We start from the raw sequence: 24,966 nt of genomic DNA, 5'->3' as shown, positions 1-24,966 counted from the left end.
ATAAAGTATTTAACAAATGAAATTTTACTCAGAGTTATTATTAAATACATAAATAATGTGAACAGTTAAACGCACAGTCCTAATCAATGCAATAAGTTTGTTTTTTTAATAAATATGTAAAAGATTTTGTAAAAAGATTTTAAGAATATGAATTTTGGGAATAATAAAAATATAAGATGATTTTTCGGAGGTTAATATGGACAAATTTAAATCTATGACAGAATTAAAAGAATTGACTAAAGAAGGAAAAGATTGGGAAATAGAGTGTGAAAATCGTTCTAGCATAGTCACTATATTAGCATTACATGGCGGTGGAATTGAACCTGCCACAACTGAATTAGCCTATACAATTGCACATTGTGGCGACTATAACTATTTTTCCTTTAAAGGTATGAGAAGTAAGGGGAATAATGAGTTACATGTGACTTCCACACATTATGATGACCAAATTGCATTAGATTTAGTGAGAGGTAGCCAAAGAACTGTAGCCATCCATGGTTGTGAAGGTAATGAAAGTGTGGCTTATATAGGAGGTAGTGATGACAGACTAATTGAGTTAATCACCGAATCTCTTGAAGATATAGGAATTAGCGTGCGAGAAGCACCACATCATATTTCTGGAACTCAAGAAAATAATATTGTTAATATGACTCAAACCCAAGGAGGAGTGCAATTAGAACTGACAGCTCAGTTAAGAAAGGAGCTATTTAAAAATAGAAAAAGTTCACGCAAAAACCGTGAAAATAAAGATAATTGGGATGATTTAATGTACGACTTTGCTGATGCAATGAAAAAAGCTATAGAACGTGCATAATTAAATTCTAACGCATGTTAAAATAATATTATAAAACTTAATTGGAGAGATGAAGCATGCAAGATACATTAATGAGTATTCAAATTATTCCAAAAACACCGAACAACAACGATGTTATTCCATATGTTGATGAGGCAATTAAAATTATTGATGATTCAGGTTTGCATTTTAGAGTGGGACCGTTAGAAACAACAGTTCAAGGTGAAATGAGTGAATGTCTTATTTTAATTCAAAAATTAAATGATAGAATGGTTGAATTAGAATGTCCAAGTATTATTAGTCAAGTTAAGTTTTATCACGTACCTGAAGGAATAGAAATTGAGACGCTTACAGGAAAATACGACTAAGTTTAAATTAGAATAATATTTCTTATCTTATTTATTTAAGAGCCTAACATGCCATAGTGTTTAAGGCTCTTAAAATTTTGTATGAAAATATTGGTATGCTATAGACGCCATACATTATCACACTGAAAATATGATATAAAAGACTTTTATCAACTGATTTATTATAAATAAATGGTGTCTAAATAAACATTTAGATATGATTTACATTAATTACAGTAATAAAAGGCTAATAAGTTAATTATCAAAGATAGATGTAACATCATATACATGTCTTTTTGCACTTTGACTATAAATTTAATATAATGAAATAATGATTATGGGCATATAGAAAGGATTTTCAAAGTGAATGAAGAGCAAAGAAAGGCTGGAACGATAAATATTCTAGCAGAACGTGATCGTAAAGCTGAGAAAGATTATAGTAAATACTTTGAACAAGTGTATCAGCCACCTAGCTTAAAAGAAGCTAAAAAAAGAGGAAAACAAGAAGTTCAATATAACAGAGATTTTCATATAGATGAAAAATACAAAGGTATGGGTAAAGGTCGCACTTTTTTAATTAAAACATATGGATGTCAAATGAATGCACATGACACTGAAGTTATGGCAGGAATATTAAATGCATTAGGATATAGTGCTACTTCGGATATTAATGAAGCGGATGTGATTTTAATTAATACATGCGCCATTAGAGAAAATGCTGAAAATAAAGTCTTTAGTGAAATAGGAAATTTAAAACATTTAAAAAAAGAACGCCCAGATTGTTTAATTGGGGTGTGTGGTTGCATGTCTCAAGAAGAATCAGTCGTAAATAAAATATTAAAATCTTATCAAAATGTAGATATGGTTTTTGGGACACACAACATTCATCATTTACCTGAGATTTTAGAAGAGGCATATTTATCTAAAGCGATGGTAGTTGAAGTATGGTCTAAAGAGGGAGACATCATCGAAAATTTACCTAAAGTGCGTGACGGTCACATTAAAGCTTGGGTTAATATTATGTATGGTTGCGATAAGTTTTGTACTTATTGTATTGTTCCATTTACTAGAGGAAAAGAACGTAGTCGTCGTCCAGAGGACATCATTGATGAGGTTAGAGAATTAGCAAGAGAAGGTTATCAAGAAATTACCTTATTAGGTCAAAATGTAAATTCATATGGTAAAGATATCGAAGGTCTGGATTATGAATTAGGTGACTTATTGGAAGATATTTCTAAAATTGATATACCTCGTGTTCGTTTTACAACAAGTCATCCTTGGGACTTTACAGATCGAATGATTGAAGTTATAGCTAAAGGTGGGAACATAGTACCGCATATCCATTTACCGGTACAATCAGGTAATAACCAAGTATTAAAGATAATGGGGCGTAAATATACAAGAGAGAGTTATCTTGATTTAGTTTCAAGAATAAAGGAAGCTATCCCTAACGTAGCTCTAACTACTGATATCATAGTAGGTTATCCTAATGAAACTGAAGAACAATTTGAAGAAACATTATCATTATATGATGACGTTCAATTTGAGCATGCATACACATATTTATATTCACAAAGAGATGGAACACCAGCAGCTAAAATGAAGGATAACGTACCTTTAGAAGTGAAAAAAGAACGTTTGCAAAGGCTTAATAAGAAGGTTGGAATATATTCTCAACAAGCAATGAGTCAGTATGAAGGTAAGATTGTTACGGTATTATGTGAAGGTTCTAGTAAAAAAGATGAGAATGTTCTAGCAGGCTATACTGATAAAAATAAACTTGTGAATTTTAAAGGACCAAGAGAGAGCATTGGTAAACTCGTTGATGTCAAAATTGACGAGGCAAAACAATATTCTTTAAATGGAACATTTATACAAGAACATCAACGTTCAATGGTGACACAATAATATGTATAGTGAAAAAGAAATCATACGAAAAGTCGAAAGTTTAGCAGAGAAAATTGGAAAACTAGAAGTTGTTCAAGATTATCATAATGTAGAAAAACAAATTCATAATAATCAAGCAATAAAACAAAAGATGAATCGTTTGAAAGCGCAACAAAAACAATCGGTTAATTTTCAAAATTATGGAAAACAAAATGCACTCGAGCAATCTGAAGTTAAAATTCAGAATCTAAAAGATGAAATTAATGAATTACCTATTGTTGAAGAATTTCGTTCAGCACAATATGAAGCGAATGATTTACTACAAATGATGGTCAAAACAATGGAAGATAGACTCAATGAATATAATAAAAAAGAACACAATGAATAATTATTTTAGAGGAGTTAAGTACAATGAATATTAGAAAGTTGACCATCACAGCATTCTTAATAGCTATTAATGTCGTGTTAAGTAGTTTAATTGTCATTCCTTTAGGTCCAATTAAAGCCGCACCCGTTCAACATTTTGTAAATGTATTATGTGCTGTATTTGTTGGACCATGGTATGGTTTAGCGCAAGCTTTTATTTCTTCTGTACTACGAATTTCATTTGGAACTGGAAGCGCATTTGCTTTTCCAGGAAGTATGATAGGTGTCTTACTTTCCAGTCTGTTTTATATGTATAGGAAGCATATTTTTATGGCTTCAGTTGGTGAAGTATTAGGGACTGGTGTTATTGGTAGTTTAATGTGTATACCTTTAGCATGGTTTTTAGGACTTCAAGATTTCTTTATTAAACCATTAATGCTTATGTTCATAGTATCAAGTTTTATTGGGGCTTTAATTAGTTATATATTGCTTATTATTTTGAAAAGAAGAGGTTTACTAGATAGATTTAACAAAAATTAATATTTATTTGAAGTACGCTTGATGAATAGGGGATTATAAGTGAAATGTTGATATCTGTTCATATGAAAGCGTACTTTTTGTATCTATTACACAAAAGCGTTTCAAAAACATATATGTTAAAATGAATGAGTTAAAAACCATAAATTTATACATATAATATAAATAAAGATATAAGAATAAGGGTTGTGAAAATAGAAATGGCTAACATTACACCAATGATGCAACAATATTTAAAGATAAAATCTGAATATGATGATTGTTTGCTATTTTTTAGACTCGGAGATTTCTATGAAATGTTCTTTGATGATGCTAAAGAAGCATCAAGAGTACTTGAAATAACATTGACGAAAAGAGATGCTAAAAAAGAAAATCCTATTCCGATGTGTGGCGTACCATATCATTCTGCTGATAATTACATTGAAACATTGATTAATAATGGGTATAAGGTCGCTATATGTGAACAAATGGAAGATCCAAAGCAAACAAAAGGAATGGTTAGAAGAGAAGTTGTAAGAATCATCACACCAGGAACTGTTATGGATCAAAATGGTATGGATGAAAAGAAAAATAATTATATTTTAAGTTTTATCGAAAATGAAGAATTTGGATTATGCTATTGTGATGTTTCTACAGGCGAACTCAAAGTAACTCATTTCAAAGATACAGCAACCTTGCTTAATGAGATTACAACAATTAATCCCAATGAAATCGTCATAAAGCAAGCTCTATCTGAAGAATTAAAAAGACAAATCAACATGATAACTGAGACGATTACTGTTCGCGAAGATATATCTGATGAAGATTATGATATGAATCAGTTGACACATCAGTTAATGCATGACACAACTCAATTATTGTTAGATTACATTCATCACACACAAAAGCGAGATTTATCTCATATTGAGGAAGTAATTGAATATGCTGCAGTTGATTATATGAAGATGGATTATTATGCGAAGCGAAATTTAGAGCTGACAGAGAGCATACGATTAAAATCAAAAAAAGGGACTTTGTTATGGTTAATGGATGAGACAAAAACACCGATGGGTGCTAGACGTTTAAAGCAGTGGATTGATCGTCCATTAATTAATAAACAACAAATCAACGACAGATTAAATATTGTTGAAGAGTTTATGGACCGTTTTATTGAAAGAGATACATTACGTAATCATTTAAATCAAGTGTATGACATAGAACGACTAGTAGGAAGAGTGAGTTATGGAAACGTAAATGCAAGAGATTTAATACAACTTAAGCATTCTATATCCGAAATACCTCACATTAAAGCATTACTCAATGAATTGGGTGCACAAACTACCACGCAATTTAAAGAATTAGAACCTTTAGATGACTTGTTACAAATTTTAGAAGAAAGTTTAGTTGAAGAACCACCTATTTCCATCAAAGATGGAGGATTATTTAAAAATGGCTTCAACGCGCAACTTGATGAATATTTAGAAGCTTCAAAAAATGGTAAAACTTGGCTTGCAGAATTACAAGCTAAGGAACGTGAACGTACAGGTATTAAGTCATTGAAAATTAGTTTTAATAAAGTGTTTGGTTATTTTATTGAAATTACACGTGCAAACTTAAATAATTTTCAACCTGAAGCGTTTGGCTATAATCGAAAACAAACATTATCTAATGCTGAACGATTTATTACGGATGAATTAAAAGAAAAAGAAGATATAATACTTGGTGCTGAAGATAAAGCAGTAGAGTTAGAATATGAATTATTTGTTAAATTACGAGAACACATTAAAACGTACACTGAACGTTTACAAAAGCAAGCGAAAATCATTTCAGAACTTGATTGTTTACAAAGTTTTGCTGAAATTGCTCAAAAATATAATTATGTCAAACCTACATTTAGTGATGATAAAGTTTTACATTTAGAAAACTCAAGACATCCTGTTGTTGAGAGAGTGATGGATTATAATGATTATGTACCTAATGATTGCCATCTTGATGATGAAACGTTTATTTATCTCATTACGGGACCTAATATGTCAGGTAAGTCAACATATATGAGACAAGTTGCTATAATAAGTATCATGGCTCAAATGGGAGCATATGTACCATGTGATTCAGCAACATTACCTATATTTGATCAAATTTTTACTAGGATTGGTGCAGCAGATGACCTTGTATCAGGTAAAAGTACATTTATGGTAGAAATGTTAGAAGCTCAAAAAGCTTTAACTTATGCTACTGAAAATAGTTTAATTATCTTTGACGAAATAGGAAGAGGTACATCTACTTATGATGGTCTTGCGTTAGCGCAAGCGATGATTGAATATGTTGCTCAAACTTCCCATGCTAAGACACTTTTCTCAACACATTATCATGAATTGACATCACTTGATCAAATGCTTAAGTGTTTAAAAAATGTACATGTTGCTGCAAACGAGTATCAAGGTGAACTGATATTTTTGCATAAAGTCAAAGATGGCGCTGTGGATGATAGCTATGGTATTCAAGTGGCAAAATTAGCGGATTTACCTAATGAAGTCATTGATAGAGCGCAAGTTATATTAAATGCATTTGAGCAAAAACCTTCGTATCAACTCTCTCATGAGAATACTGACGATCAACAAACGGTTCCGTCGTATAACGATTTTGGTCGAACAGAAGAAGAGCAATCAGTTATAGAAACACATACATCAAATCATAATTATGAGCAAGCGACCTTTGATTTATTTGATGGTTACAATCAACAAAGTGAAGTTGAATGTCAAATTCGAGAATTGAATCTATCCAATATGACACCATTGGAAGCCTTAATCAAGCTGAATGAATTACAAAGTCAATTAAAGTAGAAGAGGTGTAAACGATGGGGAAAATAAAAGAACTTGAGACGTCTCTAGCTAATAAAATAGCTGCGGGTGAAGTGGTTGAAAGACCAAGTTCCGTAGTTAAAGAGCTCTTAGAAAATGCAATTGATGCACAAGCGACAGAAATTAATATTGAAGTTGAACAGTCTGGAGTTTCATCAATAAGGGTTGTAGATAATGGCACTGGTATTGCTCAGGAAGATTTAGGGTTAGTATTTCATAGACACGCAACGAGTAAAATAGTCGCAGATGATGATTTGTTCCATATTCGTACTTTAGGTTTTAGGGGAGAAGCTTTAGCTAGTATTTCATCAGTAGCAAAGGTGACATTAAAGACCTGTACTGATAATGAAAATGGACATGAAATATATGCTGAAGATGGTAAAATTATTCATCAAAAACCTGCAAAAGCTAAAAAGGGTACAGATATACAAGTGGATTCATTATTCTACAATACACCTGCTCGATTAAAATATATAAAAAGTTTGTATACCGAACTGGGTAAAATTACGGACATTGTAAATAGAATGGCGATGAGTCATCCCGAAATTAGAATTTCTTTAGTTTCAGATGGTAAAAAACTTTTAAGTACGAATGGCTCAGGAAGAACAAATGAAGTAATGGCTGAAATTTATGGAATGAAAGTAGCAAAGGATTTAGTGCATATTTCGGGTGATACTAGTGATTATCATCTTGAAGGGTTTGTAGCTAAACCTGAGCATTCTAGAAGTAATAAACATTACATTTCTATTTTCATCAATGGTAGATACATCAAAAACTTTGTACTCAATAAAGCAATTTTAGAGGGATATCACACATTGCTTACAATAGGAAGATTTCCTATATGTTACATTAATATCCAAATGGATCCTATTTTGGTTGATGTAAATGTTCATCCAACAAAATTAGAGGTGAGACTTTCTAAAGAAGATCAACTTTATGATCTTATCGTAACCAAAATCAGAGAGGCTTTTAAAGACAAAATCCTCATCCCACAAAACGATTTAAATCACGCGCCCAAAAAGAATAAGGTTTTAGAAACATTTGAACAACAAAAAATTAATTTCGAGAAGCAACAATCACAAATTGGAGAAACATCTGCACCATATGTACATGATCAAAAAGATAAGAATCATGATGTAGAGTCGCATAAGAATAATTTAGATTCAACTTCATCGACAAATAATGAAAGTACGGAAGTTTCTAATGAATTACACAATTACATTGATGATAGTTACTTACAAAGTCAAAAAGAAGTATTGTTTGATATGGAACAAAACACATCTAACGAATATGAGATATCAAATCAGCAATCAAACGATATTAAAGGAACAGTGAGTCAGACACCTCATCGTAGGGTGCCTTATATGGAAATTGTAGGTCAAGTACACGGTACGTATATCATTGCACAAAATGAAAATGGAATGTTTATGATTGACCAACATGCTGCTCAGGAAAGAATTAAATATGAATATTTTAGAGAAAAAATTGGCGAAGTGACCAATGAAGTGCAAAACTTATTAATACCACTTACTTTCCATTTCTCTAAAGATGAACAAATGATTATTGATCAGTACAAAGATGAATTAGATAAAGTAGGAGTACATCTTGAACATTTTGGTGGGCATGATTATATTGTAAATAGCTATCCAGTATGGTTTCCGAAAGAAGAAGCGGAAGAAATTATTAAAGATATGATTGAACTTGTCTTAAAACACAAAAGTGTTGATGTGAAGAAAATAAGAGAAGATGCAGCAATCATGATGTCTTGTAAGAAATCAATTAAGGCTAATCACTATTTAAAAAATAATGAAATGGCAGATTTAATTGATCAACTAAGAGAAGCAGAAGATCCTTTTACTTGTCCTCATGGTAGACCGATTATTATCAATTTTTCAAATTATGAATTAGAAAAGTTATTTAAAAGAGTAATGTAGGGGAGTTTTAATTATGAAAGAGAATATTTTGCCAGCTATTAGAAATATGAGAGATTTAGAAAAGTTAATTAAAACAGACTACAAAGCATGTGTTGTGTTAGATATGCATATAGGTCATTTGAAAAGCATTATGGAGTTACTTAAAAGTCATTCGATTGAATGTTATGTACATATCGATTTAATCAAAGGACTCAGTCATGATGAATTTGCTTGTGAGTACATTATTCAACAATATAAACCTAAAGGTATTGTTTCTACAAAAGCTAAGGTCATCAAAAAAGCTAAAATGTTAAATACTTTGACGATATTTAGAGTGTTTATCATAGATAGTCAAGCATTAACAAGAAGTATTGAACTCATTAAAAAAGTAGAGCCTGACTATGTTGAAGTTTTACCTGGTGTTGCAAGTAAAGCAGTGAGTAAAATTCAACAAGAAACATCAGCGTCAGTAATAGCTGGTGGTCTTATCGATGAACAATCGGAAATTAGAGAAGCAATTTCCAATGGCGCTAAGTACGTCACTACAAGTTACGAGAAACTTTGGTAATTTGTATACTGTTAATAAGAATGTATTTAAGTTTGTTAATCAAGGTATTATCATTTTTTCATAGGACGAGTGAATTTGAATACCGAAAGATTAATAACTTAAAGTGCATTCTTTTTTTTATGAATAAAAAAGAAGAATGTACTTTTAAAAGAATTGTTAAACCTTTTATTTAGTGCATCAAAAATAAATGCACACTATATCAATAAAAACTTTAATCAAATATGACAATTTTTTTACAAAATTGTTGACAACGCTTACAACGTAATAGTAAACTTATAACAAGTTAAAAAGTTAATATTAGAAGAGAGACGAGGAGATTTCTACAAGTAATATATTTGACGTAGGGGTCTCCCTGTTTTTTGGGAGGAATGTATATGAATGCTTATTTAGCAGAATTTTTAGGTACTGCAATCCTTATTCTTTTTGGTGGTGGCGTTTGTGCAAACGTTAACTTAAAGAGAAGTGCTGGTAACGGTGCAGATTGGATTGTTATTGCATTTGGTTGGGGTTTGGCAGTAACAATGGGCGTTTATGCTGTTGGAACGTTTTCTGGTGCACATTTAAATCCAGCTGTAACAGTTGCTTTAGCCATGGATGGTGGATTTAGCTGGGCGCAAGTACCGGGCTATATTGTTTGTCAAATGCTTGGCGGTATTGTTGGTGGAGTTTTTGTATGGTTAATGTATTTACCACACTGGAAAGTTACAGAAGATCCAGCAGTCAAATTAGGTGTATTTTCAACAGCACCAGCCATTAAAAATTATTTTGCTAACTTTTTAAGTGAGATTATCGGGACTATGGCTTTAACATTAGGAATTTTATTTATCGGGGTTAATAAAATTGCTGATGGTTTAAATCCAATTATTGTTGGTAGTCTTATCATAGCAATTGGTTTAAGCTTAGGAGGTACTACTGGTTACGCTATTAATCCAGCCCGTGACCTAGCACCACGTATTGCACATGCTATTTTGCCAATTCATGGTAAAGGTAAATCTAACTGGTCTTACGCAATTGTACCCGTTCTGGGACCCATGGCAGGTGGTATGTTAGGTGCGATTGTTTACGAAGTGTTTTATAAACAAACATTCAATTTTAGTTGTTTCATTGGTTTAATTGTACTTATATTCACACTTATACTTGGCGTGATACTAAATAAGATATCTCAAAATAAAAACAACGATATTGAATCAATTTATTAACATATGGCATTCGTATATATAACCGTATGATTAACGTGATATGTTCATGAGTGTTGAACAATCACATTTAAAAGTCTATTTAATTATCATTTTAGAATGTATAATTGTTTAGATAATGAATTCATTATTCACTTTTGAAGGAGTCATATACCTATGGAAAAATATATTTTATCAATTGATCAAGGAACTACGAGTTCACGTGCGATACTTTTTAATAAAGAAGGAGAAATTAAAGGTGTTTCTCAAAGAGAATTTAAACAACACTTTCCACATCCAGGCTGGGTAGAACATGATGCTAATGAAATATGGACATCTGTTCTATCAGTTATGGCTGAGTTACTTAATGAAAACAATATTAATGCAAATCAAATTGAAGGTATTGGTATTACAAACCAACGTGAAACGACAGTTGTATGGGATAAAAATACAGGTCGTCCAATCTATCACGCTATCGTTTGGCAATCACGTCAGACACAAGATATTTGTACAAATTTAAAGGAACAGGGTTATGAAGAAACATTTAGAGAAAAAACAGGTTTACTTTTAGACCCGTACTTTGCGGGAACTAAAGTAAAATGGATTCTTGATCATGTTGAAGGTGCTAGAGAAAAAGCTGAAAATGGTGATTTACTCTTCGGAACAATCGATTCATGGTTAGTATGGAAATTGTCAGGACGTACTGCTCATATTACAGATTACACTAATGCAAGTCGTACATTAATGTTTAATATTTATGACCTAAAATGGGATGATGAGTTGTTAGAACTTTTAAATATTCCTAAACAAATGTTACCTGAAGTTAAAGAATCAAGTGAAATTTACGGGAAAACTATCGACTATCACTTCTTTGGTCAAGAAGTACCTATTGCTGGTATTGCCGGTGACCAACAAGCAGCATTATTTGGTCAAGCATGTTTTGACCGTGGTGATGTAAAAAATACATACGGCACAGGTGGATTTATGCTAATGAATACTGGTGAAGAAGCAGTTAAGTCAGAAAGTGGCTTGTTAACAACCATTGCATACGGTTTAGATGGAAAAGTTAATTATGCACTTGAAGGTTCAATTTTCGTATCTGGTTCTGCTATCCAATGGCTACGAGATGGTTTGAGAATGATTAATTCTGCGCCACAAACCGAAAACTATGCTTCAAGAGTAGAGTCAACTGAGGGTGTTTATATGGTTCCAGCATTTGTTGGTTTAGGTACACCTTATTGGGATTCAGAAGCAAGAGGTGCTATTTTCGGATTATCTCGTGGTACGGAAAAAGAACATTTCATTCGTGCTACATTAGAATCTTTGTGCTATCAAACAAGAGATGTTATGGAAGCTATGTCTAAGGACTCAGGTATTGAAGTTCAAAATTTACGCGTTGATGGTGGTGCTGTAAAAAATAACTTCATTATGCAGTTCCAAGCAGATATCGTAAATTCATCTGTTGAAAGACCTGAAATCCAAGAAACAACAGCACTTGGTGCTGCATATTTAGCTGGATTAGCTGTTGGATTCTGGGATGATAAAGAGGATATCCGTGAACGTTGGAAACTTCAAACTGAGTTCAAACCAGAAATGGATGCAGATCAACGTCATAAACTTTATAGTGGTTGGAAAAAAGCTGTTAAGGCGACTCAAGTATTTAAATTAGAAGATTAAGCTATGTATTAGACTTTTTAAATCTTTAAATGGACTTGATTTTCTTAACTGTGTTATAATCTAGATAAGTTAATAAGAAAATCGAGAAACGAGAGATTTGTTCGTACAAAACAATTTAATGTTATTGTGGGGATAAATTTCTCGTTTTTTATTTATAACTAGGAGGCGTTTAGATAATGTCATTATCTACATTGAAAAGGGATCATATTAAAAAGAATTTAAGAGACACTGAATACGATGTTGTTATCGTAGGTGGCGGTATTACAGGTGCAGGTATTGCTTTAGATGCAAGTAATCGTGGGATGAAGGTAGCTTTAGTAGAGATGCAAGACTTTGCACAAGGTACAAGTTCACGCTCAACTAAACTTGTACACGGTGGTTTAAGATATTTAAAACAACTGCAAGTAGGGGTAGTTGCAGAAACAGGTAAAGAACGTGCTATTGTTTATGAAAATGGTCCACATGTGACAACACCAGAATGGATGCTTTTACCTATGCATAAAGGTGGTACATTTGGTAAATTCTCAACTTCTATTGGACTAGCTATGTACGATCGTCTAGCTGGTGTCAAAAAATCCGAACGTAAAAAAATGTTATCTAAGCAAGAAACGTTAAATAAAGAACCTTTAGTTAAACGTGATGGATTAAAAGGCGGTGGCTACTATGTGGAATACCGCACTGATGATGCGCGTTTAACTATTGAAGTTATGAAAAAAGCTGCTGAAAATGGAGCAGAAATCATTAATTATACAAAATCAGAACACTTCACTTATGATTCCAATAAGAAAGTAAATGGTATTGAAGTATTGGATATGATTGATGGCGAAACGTATGCGATTAAAGCTAAAAAAGTTATTAATGCTTCTGGTCCTTGGGTTGATGAAGTGAGAAGTGGCGATTATGCACGTAACAATAAGCAATTAAGATTAACTAAAGGTGTACACGTTGTTATAGATCAATCTAAATTCCCATTAGGTCAAGCAGTTTACTTTGATACTGAAAAAGACGGACGCATGATTTTTGCGATTCCACGTGAAGGAAAAGCTTATGTAGGAACAACTGACACGTTTTATGATAATGAAAAAGCAACACCTTTAACAACACAAGAAGATAGAGACTACTTAATTAATGCAATTAACTATATGTTCCCAACAGTTAATGTTAAAGATGAAGATATTGAATCAACATGGGCTGGTATTCGTCCGCTAATTCTTGAAAAAGGTAAAGATCCTTCTGAAATCTCACGTAAAGATGAAGTTTGGGAAGGTGAATCTGGATTATTAACTATAGCAGGCGGTAAATTAACTGGTTATCGTCATATGGCACTAGAAATTGTTGATTTATTAGCTAAACGTTTAAAACAAGAATACGGATTGAAATTTGAATCATGTGCCACAAAAAATCTAAAAATTTCCGGTGGTGACGTTGGCGGAAGCAAAAACTTTGAACACTTTGTTGAACAAAAAGTTGATGCAGCTAAAGGATTTGGAATTGATGAAGATGTGGCACGTCGCTTAGCAAGTAAATATGGTTCAAATGTTGATCAACTATTTAATATTGCTCAAACGGCACCATATCATGATAGTAAATTACCATTAGAAATTTATGTTGAATTAGTTTATAGTATTCAACAAGAAATGGTTTACAAACCAACTGACTTCTTAGTACGTCGTTCTGGCAAATTATACTTTAATATTCAAGATGTGTTAGATTATAAAAATGCTGTGATAGATGTTATGGCGGATATGCTTAATTATAGTGAAACTCAAAAAGAAGCTTATACTGAAGAAGTAGAAGTTGCGATTGATGAGGCACGTACAGGTAATGATCAACCTGCAACTAAAGCTTAATCATTCCTATTGATTGAATATCTAATAGATTATAATAAACTACTTGTAGATGGAATAGATCTTTTTATCTACAAGTAGTTTTTTATTTTAATGCTATAAGCTTATATAAACTCAATATGCGTACGATTTGATATGATATCTCACACACGGTATATTAAATATGATATAGGTAGATGTACTATAAATGACATAACAAATAAAAAAAGGAATAGGGGCAGATGTTGTGAGTCAAAGTCATTTTAAAATAACAGTTGAAGATGGAACAATGTTAGAGGTGAAAATTGATAAAGCAAAAAAGAGTACTATTGGTATTGTTCATCTTTTCCATGGCATGGCTGAACATATGGACCGTTATCAAGAGTTAGTTGAGGCTTTAAATACACAAGGTTATGACGTTGTTAGACATAATCACCGTGGACATGGTAAAGAAATAGATGAGAATGAACGTGGTCATTTTAATAGCATGAATCAAATTGTAGATGATGCTTATGAAATTATTGAGACATTATATCTTGAAGAGCTCAATGTACCCTATATTATCATAGGTCATTCAATGGGCTCCATTATTGCTAGATCATTTGTTGAAAAGTATCCTGACATTGCTCAAGGTTTAATTCTTACAGGAACAGGTATGTTCCCCAAGTGGAAAGGTGTACCAATACGTTTAGCAATGAAGTTAGTTACATTTATTTTTGGGAAACGACGTCGACTCAAGTGGGTGAATCAATTATTGAATAAAACTTTCAATAAAAAAATCACTCAACCTCGAACAGATAGTGATTGGATTTCTACACGTCAGGATGAAGTTGATAAATTTGTGGAAGATGAATTTTGTGGATTCAAAGTATCTAATCAGCTCATTTATCAAACTTTAAAGACCATGATGAAGACAGTAGAACGACAACAACTAAAAAGAATGGACAAAGAACTACCTATACTATTTATTTCTGGGAAAGATGATCCTTTTGGTGAATATGGTAAAGGTATAAAGCATTTAGCTAGATTATATAAAAGAGCAGGTATTAAACATATAACAGTACAACTATATAAACATAAGCGTCATGAAATATTATTTGAAGAAGATTATTTGAAAACATGGCAACACATGTTTGAATGGATGGAAAAGCAAATTTTGAAAAAACAAAAGTGAGTGAATCTTAAATGACTGAAATGACAAAGCCTTTTTTAATCGTTATTGTAGGTCCAACTGCTTCAGGTAAAACTGAGTTAAGTATTGAAGTTGCTAAAAAATTTAATGGAGAAATTATTAGCGGAGATTCAATGCAGGTCTATCAAGGAATGGATATTGGTACAGCAAAAGTTACAACTGAAGAAATGGAAGGTATACCACATTATATGATAGATATTTTGCCTCCAGATGCTTCCTTTTCTGCATATGAATTTAAAAAAAGGGCAGAAAAATATATTAAAGATATTACTAGAAGAGGCAAGGTGCCTATTATAGCAGGAGGAACAGGACTATATATACAATCTCTCTTATACAACTATGCTTTTGAAGATGAATCCATATCTGAAGATAAAATGAAACAAGTTAAATTAAAGTTAAAAGAACTTGAGCATCTAAATAATAATAAGCTCCACGAATATTTAGCTTCATTCGACAAAGAATCAGCCAAGGATATACATCCTAATAACAGAAAAAGAGTGTTGCGAGCAATAGAATATTATTTGAAAACAAAAAAACTTTTAAGTTCTCGCAAGAAAGTGCAACAATTTACTGAAAATTATGATACATTATTAATAGGGATTGAAATGTCGCGTGAAACATTATATTTAAGAATAAATAAACGTGTTGATATTATGTTGGGCCACGGATTATTTAATGAAGTGCAACATCTCGTTGAACAAGGTTTTGAAGCGAGTCAAAGTATGCAAGCCATTGGGTATAAAGAGCTTGTACCCGTTATTAAGGGAAATATAAGCATGGAAAATGCTGTAGAGAAATTAAAACAGCATTCTCGACAATATGCTAAAAGACAGTTGACTTGGTTTAAAAATAAAATGAATGTTCATTGGTTAAATAAAGAAAGGATGTCACTTCAAATGATGTTAGATGAGATTACAACCCAAATAAATAAAAGGAGTTCTAACCATGATTGCAAACGAAAACATCCAAGACCAAGCACTAGAGAACTTTAAATCGGAAAAAACTGAAGTCACAATTTTCTTTTTAAATGGCTTTCAAATGAAAGGTGTCGTTGAAAATTATGACAAATATGTTGTAAGTTTAAATTCTCAGGGTAAGCAACATCTGATTTACAAACATGCGATCAGCACTTTCACTGTAGATAATGAATCGTCTGAAGCAACTGAAGTGAATAGTGAAGAATAAAAAGTTGTAATCAAAGTGCATTCATAATGCATCACCTCAATAGAAGTCAGATTTCGACTTATTTAAGAATGTTATTAAATATTGAAGCACATGTTTTAAACGTAGCACTTTAACACAAACCAAGGAATGTTTGTAATAAAAAATGCTTCATCTAATGTAAATATTGAATTCATTAATTCAGTTCAAAAACATTAGATGAAGCATTTTCTTGTTAAAATTTATTATAGTAATTTTTCAATTTCAGTCTTAATTTGTTCCGGTTTCTTTTGAGGGGAGAAACGTTTAATCACATTACCTTCACGGTCGATTAGGAATTTAGTGAAATTCCATTTGATTTTTTCGTTTATCATACCTTTAGCAGCGTTTGTTAAAAAGTGAAATAATGGATGTTGATTATCACCTTTAACATCAACTTTTTCATGAATAGGGAAAGTCACACCATAGTTAATTTTGCAATTTTGAGCAGCTTCTTCTCCCGATCCTGGTTCTTGACCGCCAAATTGGTTACATGGAAATCCTAAAATAATAAATCCTTGATCCTTATACTCATCATATAACTTCTGTAAACCTTCGAATTGAGGTGTAAAACCACATTCGCTAGCAGTGTTGACAATAAGCATAACGTCACCCTTATACTGCTCTAATTTATAACTTTCACCATTGTTTTTTTGTACAACAAAATCATAAATACTTTCCATTTTATCACCCTTTCGATATACATCTAATTTAACACAATTTGTGTAGTTAGTCTTTGTTCACACTCTATGATAAAATGTCTTGAGTAACTTTTAAAAGGAGATGTATAACGTGACACAGCATGCGACTTATAAAACAAAAAATAAACGAGAAACTGCTGTATTAATCGGTGTACATGCTCAAACGGATCGTCAATTTAATTTTGAATCTACTATGGAAGAGCTCGATGCTTTATCACAAACTTGCCAACTTAATGTTAAAGGACAAATCACTCAAAATAGAGAGCAATTTGACCATAAATATTATGTTGGAAAAGGAAAAATCGATGAAATAAAATCTTTCATAGAATTCCATGATATAGATGTTGTCGTAACCAACGATGAATTAACGACGGCACAGTCTAAAACGTTAAATGATAATTTGGGCATTAAAATCATCGATAGAACCCAATTAATTTTAGAGATATTCGCGTTGCGAGCGAGAAGTAGAGAGGGAAAGCTACAAGTAGAACTTGCACAACTCGATTATTTGTTACCAAGACTACATGGTCATGGTAAAAGCCTATCTCGTCTTGGTGGTGGCATAGGAACAAGAGGCCCAGGTGAAACAAAATTAGAAATGGATCGTCGCCATATTAGAACACGTATGAATGAGATTAAACATCAATTAAAAACGGTCGTGGATCATCGGGAAAGATATAGAAATAAACGTGAACAAAATCAAGTTTTTCAAATCGCTTTAGTTGGTTATACAAATGCAGGAAAATCGTCATGGTTTAATGTTTTAGCTAATGAGGAGACCTATGAAAAAAATATTTTGTTTGCAACATTAGATCCCAAAACACGACAAATACAAGTGAATGAAGGATTTAATTTAATTATTTCTGATACGGTAGGATTTATTCAGAAATTACCAACGACATTGGTGGCTGCGTTTAAATCTACACTAGAAGAAGCTAAAGGTGCAGACGTACTTATGCATGTCGTCGATGCAAGTCATTCGGAATACCGTACTCAAATTGACACTGTAAATCAAATTATTAATGATTTAGATATGGACCATATTCCACAAGTAGTTATTTTTAATAAAAAAGACTTATGTAACGAACAGATGGATGTACCTGTATCTAAATCTGCGCATGTTTTTGTATCTAGTCGTGATGAAAATGATAAACAAAAGGTGAAAAATTTAGTAATTCAAGAAATAAAAAATAGTCTCAGCCCATACGAAGAAATTGTAGATAGTGCTGATGCAGATAGATTATATTTTCTTAAACAACACACGCTTGTTACTGAATTAATATTTGACGAAACACAAGCATCTTATCGTATCAAAGGATTTAAAAAATTATAAAAAGGAAGACAGATTATGCAAGATTTTAGCAATTTAGTTGAAGAAGTTGAAAACACACTTATTCCTTACTTTAGAAAAATTGAAAAGCGTGCATTATTTAATCAGGAAAAGGTCTTAAATGCTTTTCACCATGTTAAAGCTAGCGAAAGTGATTTACAGGGGTCTACGGGTTATGGATATGATGATTTTGGGAGAGACCATTTAGAACAAATTTATGCGCACACATTTAAAGCAGATGACGCACTTGTAAGACCTCAAATTATTTCAGGTACTCATGCTATTACTTTAGCTTTACAAAGTACGTTAAAAAACAATGATGAACTACTTTATATTACAGGTAGTCCATATGATACACTTCTAGAAGTCATTGGTATAAATGGCAATGGTGTTGAAAGTCTTAAAGAATATGGTGTTCGCTATAATGAAGTCGAATTACGTGACGGTCGAATTGATATTCCTAAAGTCATCACTGCAATTAATGACAATACAAAAGTTGTAGCAATTCAACGATCAAAAGGATATGATCAACGTCCATCAATTACAATTAATGAAATTGAACAAGCAATAACATCTATTAAAGAGGTTTATCCCAATATCATTATTTTTGTTGATAATTGTTATGGAGAATTTGTAGAAGATAAAGAACCGATTGAAGTAGGTGCTGATTTAATCGCCGGATCATTAATTAAAAATCCAGGTGGAGGTTTAGCTAAAATTGGAGGATATATTGCTGGTAGACAAGACTTAATTGAACGCTGTGGTTATCGTTTAACAGCACCAGGCATTGGTAAGGAAGCAGGAGCCTCACTTAATTCTTTACAAGAAATGTATCAAGGATTCTTTCTAGCGCCACATGTGGTTAGCCAAAGTTTAAAAGGTGCACTGTTTACTAGTTTGTTATTAGAAAAAATAAACATGAAGACCTCCCCTAAATATAATGTTTATCGTACAGACTTAATTCAAACGGTTCAATTTGAGACCAAAGAGCAAATGATTTCATTTTGCCAAAGTATACAACACGCTTCACCAATTAACGCACATTTTAGTCCAGAACCTAGCTATATGCCTGGATACGAAGATGATGTCATCATGGCTGCAGGTACATTTATTCAGGGCTCGTCTATTGAATTATCCGCAGACGGACCTATACGTCCGCCTTATGAAGCATATGTTCAAGGTGGTTTAACTTATGAACATGTCAAATTAGCTGTTACACGTGCGGTGCAACATATGCAAGAAAACAATTTACTATAATTTTTAAGAGATTGAGATCAAAGTATAAAAGGTTGGGCTCAATATAAGAATATAGAATAAAAGCATTCTCGTATAATTCATTAAAACATCAAGGAAATATGATATAAATGATAACGATGTTATAAGGAGTTTGTTTTAGATAAGATTTTCGACTCCCCAAAAGTAATAGGTATAGAGAGAATGGACCATGTTCTAGCCTTATTCTTAGAGTTGTTACGCCTAAGATAAAAGTTTTTAAGCTTAGTTATACTTTGAAAAGCAATCTCTTTTTATTTCAAACATTATAAAATGTCTGAAAATTATAAAAAATTTTGTGTCATAAGCCATTTTCATTTCTAATTTTAATTAATTACTAATAACTAAACATTGATATAATAAGGTTTAGAGGGTTTATGTCAGAAAACCTTACATAATTTTGTAATTAAAGTAAAACTATGCTAAATTAATAACAAGTTCAAAAGTAGAGGAGAGGTTCAAGTAATGTCTAATGATTCAATCAGACGAAACATGGCCGTTTTCTCTATGAGTGTGGTTAGTAAATTGACAGATTTATCACCAAGACAAATTCGTTACTATGAAACACATGAACTTGTGATGCCTGAAAGAACAGATGGAAATAAGAGATTATTTTCTATGAACGATTTAGAGAGGTTGTTAGAAATAAAGTCTCTTATCGAAAAGGGATTTAATATTAGAGGTATTAAACAAATTATATTCGATGAGCAAGGGCATTTAACTACTGATGAACAAGAGACAAGAAAGAGAATGATTGTTGACGCAACGCAGAAACCACGTAGTGAAACATTACCAATAAATCGCGGCGATTTATCTCGATTTATTAAATGAAATTGGAGGATTTATACCATGCCAAAACGTAGTTTTACAAAAGATGATATTCGTAAATTTGCTGAAGAAGAAAACGTAAGATATTTAAGATTACAATTCACTGATATTTTAGGGACTATTAAAAATGTTGAAGTTCCAGTAAGTCAATTAGAAAAAGTATTAGATAATGAAATGATGTTTGATGGTTCATCTATTGAAGGTTTCGTTCGTATCGAAGAATCAGATATGTATTTACATCCTGATTTAGATACTTGGGTTATCTTCCCTTGGACTGCTGGACAAGGAAAAGTTGCACGACTAATCTGTGATGTATTTAAAACAGATGGTACACCATTTGAAGGTGATCCACGAGCTAACTTGAAGCGTGTATTAAGAAGAATGGAAGATATGGGCTTTACTGATTTTAATCTAGGGCCTGAACCAGAATTTTTCTTATTTAAATTAGACGAAAAAGGCGAACCTACATTAGAATTAAACGATGATGGTGGTTATTTCGATTTAGCTCCTACAGATTTAGGTGAAAATTGTCGCCGTGACATCGTTTTAGAATTAGAAGATATGGGCTTTGACATTGAAGCAAGCCACCATGAAGTAGCGCCAGGTCAACATGAAATTGACTTTAAATATGCAGATGCCGTTACAGCATGTGATAATATCCAAACATTTAAACTAGTTGTTAAAACAATTGCACGTAAGCATAATTTACATGCAACATTTATGCCAAAACCATTATTTGGTGTAAACGGTAGTGGTATGCACTTCAACGTATCACTATTTAAAGGAAAAGAGAATGCGTTCTTTGATCCTGAAGGTGATTTACAATTGACTGATACTGCATATCAATTTACAGCTGGTGTCCTTAAAAACGCTAGAGGATTCACTGCAGTATGTAATCCAATTGTCAACTCATATAAACGTCTTGTACCAGGTTACGAAGCACCATGTTATATTGCATGGAGTGGTAAAAACCGTTCACCTTTAGTACGTGTTCCAACATCTAGAGGTCTATCAACTCGTATTGAAGTACGCTCAGTTGACCCTGCAGCTAACCCGTACATGGCATTAGCAGCAATCTTAGAAGCAGGGTTAGATGGAATTGAGAATAAACTTGAGGTTCCAGAACCTGTAAACCAAAATATCTACGAAATGAATCGTGAAGAACGAGAAGCGGTTGGTATCCAAGACTTACCTTCAACTTTATACACTGCGTTAAAAGCAATGCGTGAAAATAAATCAATTAAAAACGCATTAGGTAATCATATTTACAATCAATTTATTAACTCAAAATCGATTGAATGGGATTACTATAGAACTCAAGTATCCGAATGGGAAAGAGAACAGTATATTAAGCAATACTAAGCGCTAAACAATTTCAGGGGAAACCTAATAGGGGTAAGGAGTTAAGGCATTTTGCCTTAGCTTCTTTTTTTACAGCTATATTTTGTTAATCATTTTATAATGAGTAAAGTATTTGGTCGAATGCATTAAAATGTAATCTTAATGTACTTTTTATCGACAAAACTTAAATAAATCAACAAGCCATCAATGATTCAATTTAGTGAAATGTACTGAAGAAATCTTGTGATGAGGCAAACAAAGCACTTAAACTTTATAATTTGTCTATGAAAGTATCTAGAGAAAAGCTATTAAAGCAGCAATTAGATTTGATAGTCAAAGACTCCGCTTTAGACATTCATGATGAAATAGAAAATAAGTTGGTTGATAGAGAAGTTGAAAGACAAGCACATATACTTGGTGAACATGTGAAAATTGATGACACTGAAGTAAAAGCGGTTGTTAACAGTAACTTTAAAGGTGTGAACTGGTCTACAAGATTATGTCAAGATATGGCTGTAGTTCAAAAAGAAGTAGAAAAAACAACGAGTAATGTATTACTTAGAGGGAGACATCCTAATGAGTACGTAGCTAAGTTTAAAAAGCAAACAAATACCACAACATATAATGCAAGTAGATTGTTAGTTACTGAATCAGCATGTGTGCAGGCTGAATCACAGAAGTTAACTTATCTTAAAGATTTAGGTGAAGATGGCGAATATAAATACGTGGCCAAAATCGACAAGAAAACATCTAAAATATGTCACTCTTTAAATGGCAAAGTATTTAAAGTTAAAGATATGATGCCTGGAGTTAATGCTCCACCTATGCACCCTTGGTGTAGAAGTACTACAGTAACACATGTGGGCAATTGGCGAGATAGATTCTTTACTGAGCGTAAAGGTAAGTATCAGACAGAGAATAAAGAATCATAAAAAGAAAAAAATACAAGAAAAAGCAAAAAAGAAATTCCTGATGTGATACGTAGTGGTAAAATAAAATTAGATATAAATCCTGAAAAACAAAATAGACATTCCTTAAATCATAGTTTATATTTGAAAAATAAAAATTTTGCATTAAAAAATAATGAAAGATTACCAAGTTATACTACGTTATCTATCAATGAATTAAATAGATTAGTACAACAGTACTCAACTTCTGGTAAAATCTTAATAAATAAAAACGGTTTTAACCATAAAAAAGTAATAAATTTTGAGAGGATTATAGGAAAAGCATTTATAGATGGAAAATATATTGAGACTACATTTGGTAAAGTGCATTATTCAAAAACAGACTCTCATATAATACCTTTTATAAGTAAGGAGAAATAAAATGTTAATTAAAGATGCTTATCGTAAAAATGTTATTGTCACACTTAAAAATAATGAAAAGTTTAAAGGTTTTGTGTTTGATTATGAAAACCCATTAGAAAGTGATACTGGAAACTATTCCCTGGATTTAGAGACAGATTTAGGAATATATTCAATTGATGAATCGGAAATAAAAAGTATAAAATTAATATCTTAGTAGCATCCTTTCTGCATAGATAAATAGAAAGTGGTGCTATTTTTATAAGCTTTTTTAACCTTCTACGGAAGGTTATTTTTTATGTCCAAAACGTGCTGATGACGTTATAAAAGCAAGTATGGAATACGCAGTCGACAGACTATAAACGGAGGTATATCTCATGGAGAACAATCAAAGTAATATTACTGAAGAAACGAAACACAATGATAATTTAGAAACAACTTATGAACAAACGCAACAAAAAGAGAAAACATTCTCTCAAGAAGAAGTATCTCAAATGATTAAGGATCGTTTAGCTAGAAAAAAAAGAAATCTGAATAACGTATGAAAGATGCAATTCAAGAAGCTGAAAAACTAGCCAAGATGAATAAAGACCAAAAGAATCAATATGAGTTGGAAAAGCTGTTAAAAGAAAATGAAGAACTAAAAGCAGAAAAAGCTTTATCTCAAATGAAGAATGAGACTCGTTCAATGCTTAATGAGTCAGGTTTAGAAAACTTCGATGATCAAATTGTTAATATATTAGTAAATACTGATGCTGAAAAAACAAGGAAAAATGTTGAATCATTTACTAACTTACTTAATCAAATGGTAAAATCAAATGTTGAAAAAGCATTAAGACAAGACTCACCAGTAAGCACTCAATCAAATAAAATGACAAAAGATGAAGAATCAGATTATCTTGTTTCAGGGAGAAAATGTCTATAAACAAATGTACTAAATTCTCAATTTTTAACATTCTACTTTATAAAAATTAAATAGAAAATTGAGTTTAACCTACTAGGTGGAGAATTTTCTCTATATCGATGACATTTTAAAAGATTGAAAGTAATTGTAACTATAAAATTTTATAATAACTGAATTTACAGTCTATAAAGATTATATTTATACGAATATATTAAAGGTTTGCTTTCAACTAAGAAAACAAACCTTTAATGTTAAAACTCTTTCTTAATGATTACCTATCTAAATGATTCATTGCATATTGTGCTTCTTCAGGAGTAAATCCTTCTCCATTTTCTGAAACGAGTTGATCATATAACGCTTGATTAGAAATGTTTATATTTTTTACGTAACTTTTTGCTAATCTCAGTGCATTCATTTTATAATCTACACTGATATGGTCAACAGCATACTGTGCTATGTCTGCCGGATATTTCTCTCCGTATTCCGAAGTTAATTGTTTGTATAAACTTTTCTTAGAGATAGGTAATGTATTTGCATATGACTTTGCTTGTGCTATAGCTGCATTTTGTTCGCTAGTTGGAGAAGCTGCTTCATCATTTGCGTTATTATTTTGATCTTTTGTGTTTTGCTTTAAGTTCACAGAGTTTTGTTTGTCTGTCTGCGTTGATTTTTCCATATTTTTATTTTTAGTTGTTTTTACATTATTTATATTAGACTTTTCTTTCATAGTTGATGCATGTTCTATTTGATTTGTTTTATTCTCATTTAATAGACTAACTTGAAATAAAAGTGTTAAAACTAAACTAATAATATAGACTGATGAAACAGTCAATTTTAACCAATTCTTCCAATGCGCATACCTCCACATTAGAAAGAGACCTAATGGAAAAATAAATAGCAATGTGAGAATAATAAACCAAGATTTTTGGTACCACGATTGTCGTTCTTGTTGCATAGCATAG

General features: G+C 32.0%; 25 protein-coding genes and 1 pseudogene. 24 read left to right on the top strand and 2 right to left on the bottom strand.

Annotation, left to right across the window (positions count from 1 at the left end):
• Positions 1–196: 196 nt before the first annotated feature.
• The 14 genes from AC1Q7N_RS00755 to hfq all read left to right on the top strand — a co-directional run bounded on the left by AC1Q7N_RS00755 (position 197) and on the right by hfq (position 16,306).
• Positions 197–814, top strand: coding sequence for a poly-gamma-glutamate hydrolase family protein (locus tag AC1Q7N_RS00755; RefSeq protein WP_001832558.1), 618 nt, complete (start codon positions 197–199; stop codon positions 812–814).
• Between the two features lie 56 nt (positions 815–870).
• On the top strand, positions 871–1,161 hold the full coding sequence (locus tag AC1Q7N_RS00750) for a thiamine-binding protein (protein ID WP_001829496.1): 291 nt from the start codon (positions 871–873) through the stop codon (positions 1,159–1,161).
• Between the two features lie 342 nt (positions 1,162–1,503).
• A complete protein-coding gene (gene miaB / locus AC1Q7N_RS00745; RefSeq protein WP_002439565.1) occupies positions 1,504–3,048 on the top strand; it encodes a tRNA (N6-isopentenyl adenosine(37)-C2)-methylthiotransferase MiaB in 1,545 nt (514 codons plus the stop codon).
• Position 3,049: 1 nt separating this feature from the next.
• A complete protein-coding gene (locus AC1Q7N_RS00740; RefSeq protein WP_001829463.1) occupies positions 3,050–3,415 on the top strand; it encodes a YlbF/YmcA family competence regulator in 366 nt (121 codons plus the stop codon).
• 23 nt (positions 3,416–3,438) lie between these two features.
• Complete coding sequence (gene thiW / locus AC1Q7N_RS00735) at positions 3,439–3,933, top strand: energy coupling factor transporter S component ThiW (protein WP_001829480.1); 495 nt, start codon at positions 3,439–3,441, stop codon at positions 3,931–3,933.
• 197 nt (positions 3,934–4,130) lie between these two features.
• Positions 4,131–6,752, top strand: coding sequence for a DNA mismatch repair protein MutS (mutS, locus tag AC1Q7N_RS00730; RefSeq protein WP_001832553.1), 2,622 nt, complete (start codon positions 4,131–4,133; stop codon positions 6,750–6,752).
• Between the two features lie 14 nt (positions 6,753–6,766).
• On the top strand, positions 6,767–8,704 hold the full coding sequence (gene mutL / locus AC1Q7N_RS00725; RefSeq protein ID WP_002456559.1) for a DNA mismatch repair endonuclease MutL: 1,938 nt from the start codon (positions 6,767–6,769) through the stop codon (positions 8,702–8,704).
• A gap of 13 nt (positions 8,705–8,717) precedes the next feature.
• Entirely contained in the window at positions 8,718–9,251 is a 534-nt protein-coding gene (locus AC1Q7N_RS00720; protein WP_001829471.1) for a glycerol-3-phosphate responsive antiterminator, read from the top strand.
• A gap of 374 nt (positions 9,252–9,625) precedes the next feature.
• Entirely contained in the window at positions 9,626–10,450 is an 825-nt protein-coding gene (locus AC1Q7N_RS00715; protein ID WP_001829504.1) for an MIP/aquaporin family protein, read from the top strand.
• 153 nt (positions 10,451–10,603) lie between these two features.
• A complete protein-coding gene (gene glpK, locus AC1Q7N_RS00710) occupies positions 10,604–12,103 on the top strand; it encodes a glycerol kinase GlpK (RefSeq protein WP_001829522.1) in 1,500 nt (499 codons plus the stop codon).
• Between the two features lie 176 nt (positions 12,104–12,279).
• Positions 12,280–13,953, top strand: coding sequence for a glycerol-3-phosphate dehydrogenase/oxidase (locus AC1Q7N_RS00705; protein ID WP_001832566.1), 1,674 nt, complete (start codon positions 12,280–12,282; stop codon positions 13,951–13,953).
• 223 nt (positions 13,954–14,176) lie between these two features.
• On the top strand, positions 14,177–15,103 hold the full coding sequence (locus AC1Q7N_RS00700; RefSeq protein WP_002456557.1) for an alpha/beta hydrolase: 927 nt from the start codon (positions 14,177–14,179) through the stop codon (positions 15,101–15,103).
• 11 nt (positions 15,104–15,114) lie between these two features.
• The gene (miaA, locus tag AC1Q7N_RS00695; RefSeq protein ID WP_002439583.1) at positions 15,115–16,113 is read left to right on the top strand and encodes a tRNA (adenosine(37)-N6)-dimethylallyltransferase MiaA; all 999 of its coding nucleotides are present in this window, start codon (positions 15,115–15,117) and stop codon (positions 16,111–16,113) included.
• Positions 16,067–16,306: an RNA chaperone Hfq gene (gene hfq, locus AC1Q7N_RS00690; protein ID WP_001829517.1), complete on the top strand. Its 240-nt coding sequence runs from the start codon at positions 16,067–16,069 to the stop codon at positions 16,304–16,306. Before miaA ends, hfq begins: the two co-directional genes overlap by 47 nt.
• A gap of 221 nt (positions 16,307–16,527) precedes the next feature.
• Here hfq and AC1Q7N_RS00685 read toward each other — a convergent pair whose 3' ends face one another.
• Positions 16,528–17,004: a glutathione peroxidase gene (locus AC1Q7N_RS00685; protein WP_002456556.1), complete on the bottom strand. Its 477-nt coding sequence runs from the start codon at positions 17,002–17,004 to the stop codon at positions 16,528–16,530.
• A 109-nt stretch (positions 17,005–17,113) separates the two neighbouring features.
• Between AC1Q7N_RS00685 and hflX the strand changes: the two genes are divergently transcribed.
• The 10 genes and pseudogenes from hflX to AC1Q7N_RS00635 all read left to right on the top strand — a co-directional run bounded on the left by hflX (position 17,114) and on the right by AC1Q7N_RS00635 (position 24,025).
• The gene (hflX, locus tag AC1Q7N_RS00680) at positions 17,114–18,355 is read left to right on the top strand and encodes a GTPase HflX (RefSeq protein ID WP_002456218.1); all 1,242 of its coding nucleotides are present in this window, start codon (positions 17,114–17,116) and stop codon (positions 18,353–18,355) included.
• A gap of 15 nt (positions 18,356–18,370) precedes the next feature.
• Positions 18,371–19,609, top strand: a complete 1,239-nt coding sequence (locus AC1Q7N_RS00675) for a methionine gamma-lyase family protein (RefSeq protein ID WP_002456554.1) — start codon at positions 18,371–18,373, stop codon at positions 19,607–19,609.
• A gap of 480 nt (positions 19,610–20,089) precedes the next feature.
• Positions 20,090–20,455: a MerR family transcriptional regulator gene (locus AC1Q7N_RS00670; protein WP_001829488.1), complete on the top strand. Its 366-nt coding sequence runs from the start codon at positions 20,090–20,092 to the stop codon at positions 20,453–20,455.
• Between the two features lie 18 nt (positions 20,456–20,473).
• The gene (gene glnA, locus AC1Q7N_RS00665) at positions 20,474–21,814 is read left to right on the top strand and encodes a type I glutamate--ammonia ligase (RefSeq protein ID WP_001829492.1); all 1,341 of its coding nucleotides are present in this window, start codon (positions 20,474–20,476) and stop codon (positions 21,812–21,814) included.
• Positions 21,815–22,119: 305 nt separating this feature from the next.
• A complete protein-coding gene (locus tag AC1Q7N_RS00660; RefSeq protein ID WP_002495457.1) occupies positions 22,120–22,725 on the top strand; it encodes a minor capsid protein in 606 nt (201 codons plus the stop codon).
• 42 nt (positions 22,726–22,767) lie between these two features.
• Positions 22,768–23,121 carry a polymorphic toxin type 50 domain-containing protein gene (locus AC1Q7N_RS00655; protein ID WP_002456552.1) on the top strand — a complete coding sequence of 118 codons (354 nt, stop codon included), beginning with the start codon at positions 22,768–22,770 and terminating at the stop codon, positions 23,119–23,121.
• Between the two features lies 1 nt (position 23,122).
• The gene (locus AC1Q7N_RS00650) at positions 23,123–23,317 is read left to right on the top strand and encodes a hypothetical protein (RefSeq protein WP_002456551.1); all 195 of its coding nucleotides are present in this window, start codon (positions 23,123–23,125) and stop codon (positions 23,315–23,317) included.
• Positions 23,318–23,393: 76 nt separating this feature from the next.
• Positions 23,394–23,490: pseudogene (locus tag AC1Q7N_RS00645) on the top strand (hypothetical protein); the annotation flags it as partial.
• The gene (locus tag AC1Q7N_RS00640; protein WP_002456550.1) at positions 23,478–23,645 is read left to right on the top strand and encodes a hypothetical protein; all 168 of its coding nucleotides are present in this window, start codon (positions 23,478–23,480) and stop codon (positions 23,643–23,645) included. The pseudogene AC1Q7N_RS00645 and the gene AC1Q7N_RS00640, both read left to right, overlap by 13 nt.
• Positions 23,642–24,025, top strand: coding sequence for a DUF4355 domain-containing protein (locus AC1Q7N_RS00635; RefSeq protein ID WP_002468913.1), 384 nt, complete (start codon positions 23,642–23,644; stop codon positions 24,023–24,025). Before AC1Q7N_RS00640 ends, AC1Q7N_RS00635 begins: the two co-directional genes overlap by 4 nt.
• Positions 24,026–24,275: 250 nt before the next feature.
• Here the strand turns inward: AC1Q7N_RS00635 and AC1Q7N_RS00630 are convergent, their stop codons facing one another.
• The gene (locus AC1Q7N_RS00630) at positions 24,276–24,959 is read right to left on the bottom strand and encodes an Ltp family lipoprotein (protein WP_002456548.1); all 684 of its coding nucleotides are present in this window, start codon (positions 24,957–24,959) and stop codon (positions 24,276–24,278) included.
• Between the last annotated feature and the right edge of the window lie 7 nt (positions 24,960–24,966).

Source organism: Staphylococcus sp. GW823-FHT05F06 (genome assembly GCF_058795495.1).
Note: the sequence above shows the minus strand (reverse complement) of the source record. Positions and strands in the feature narration are given on the sequence as shown.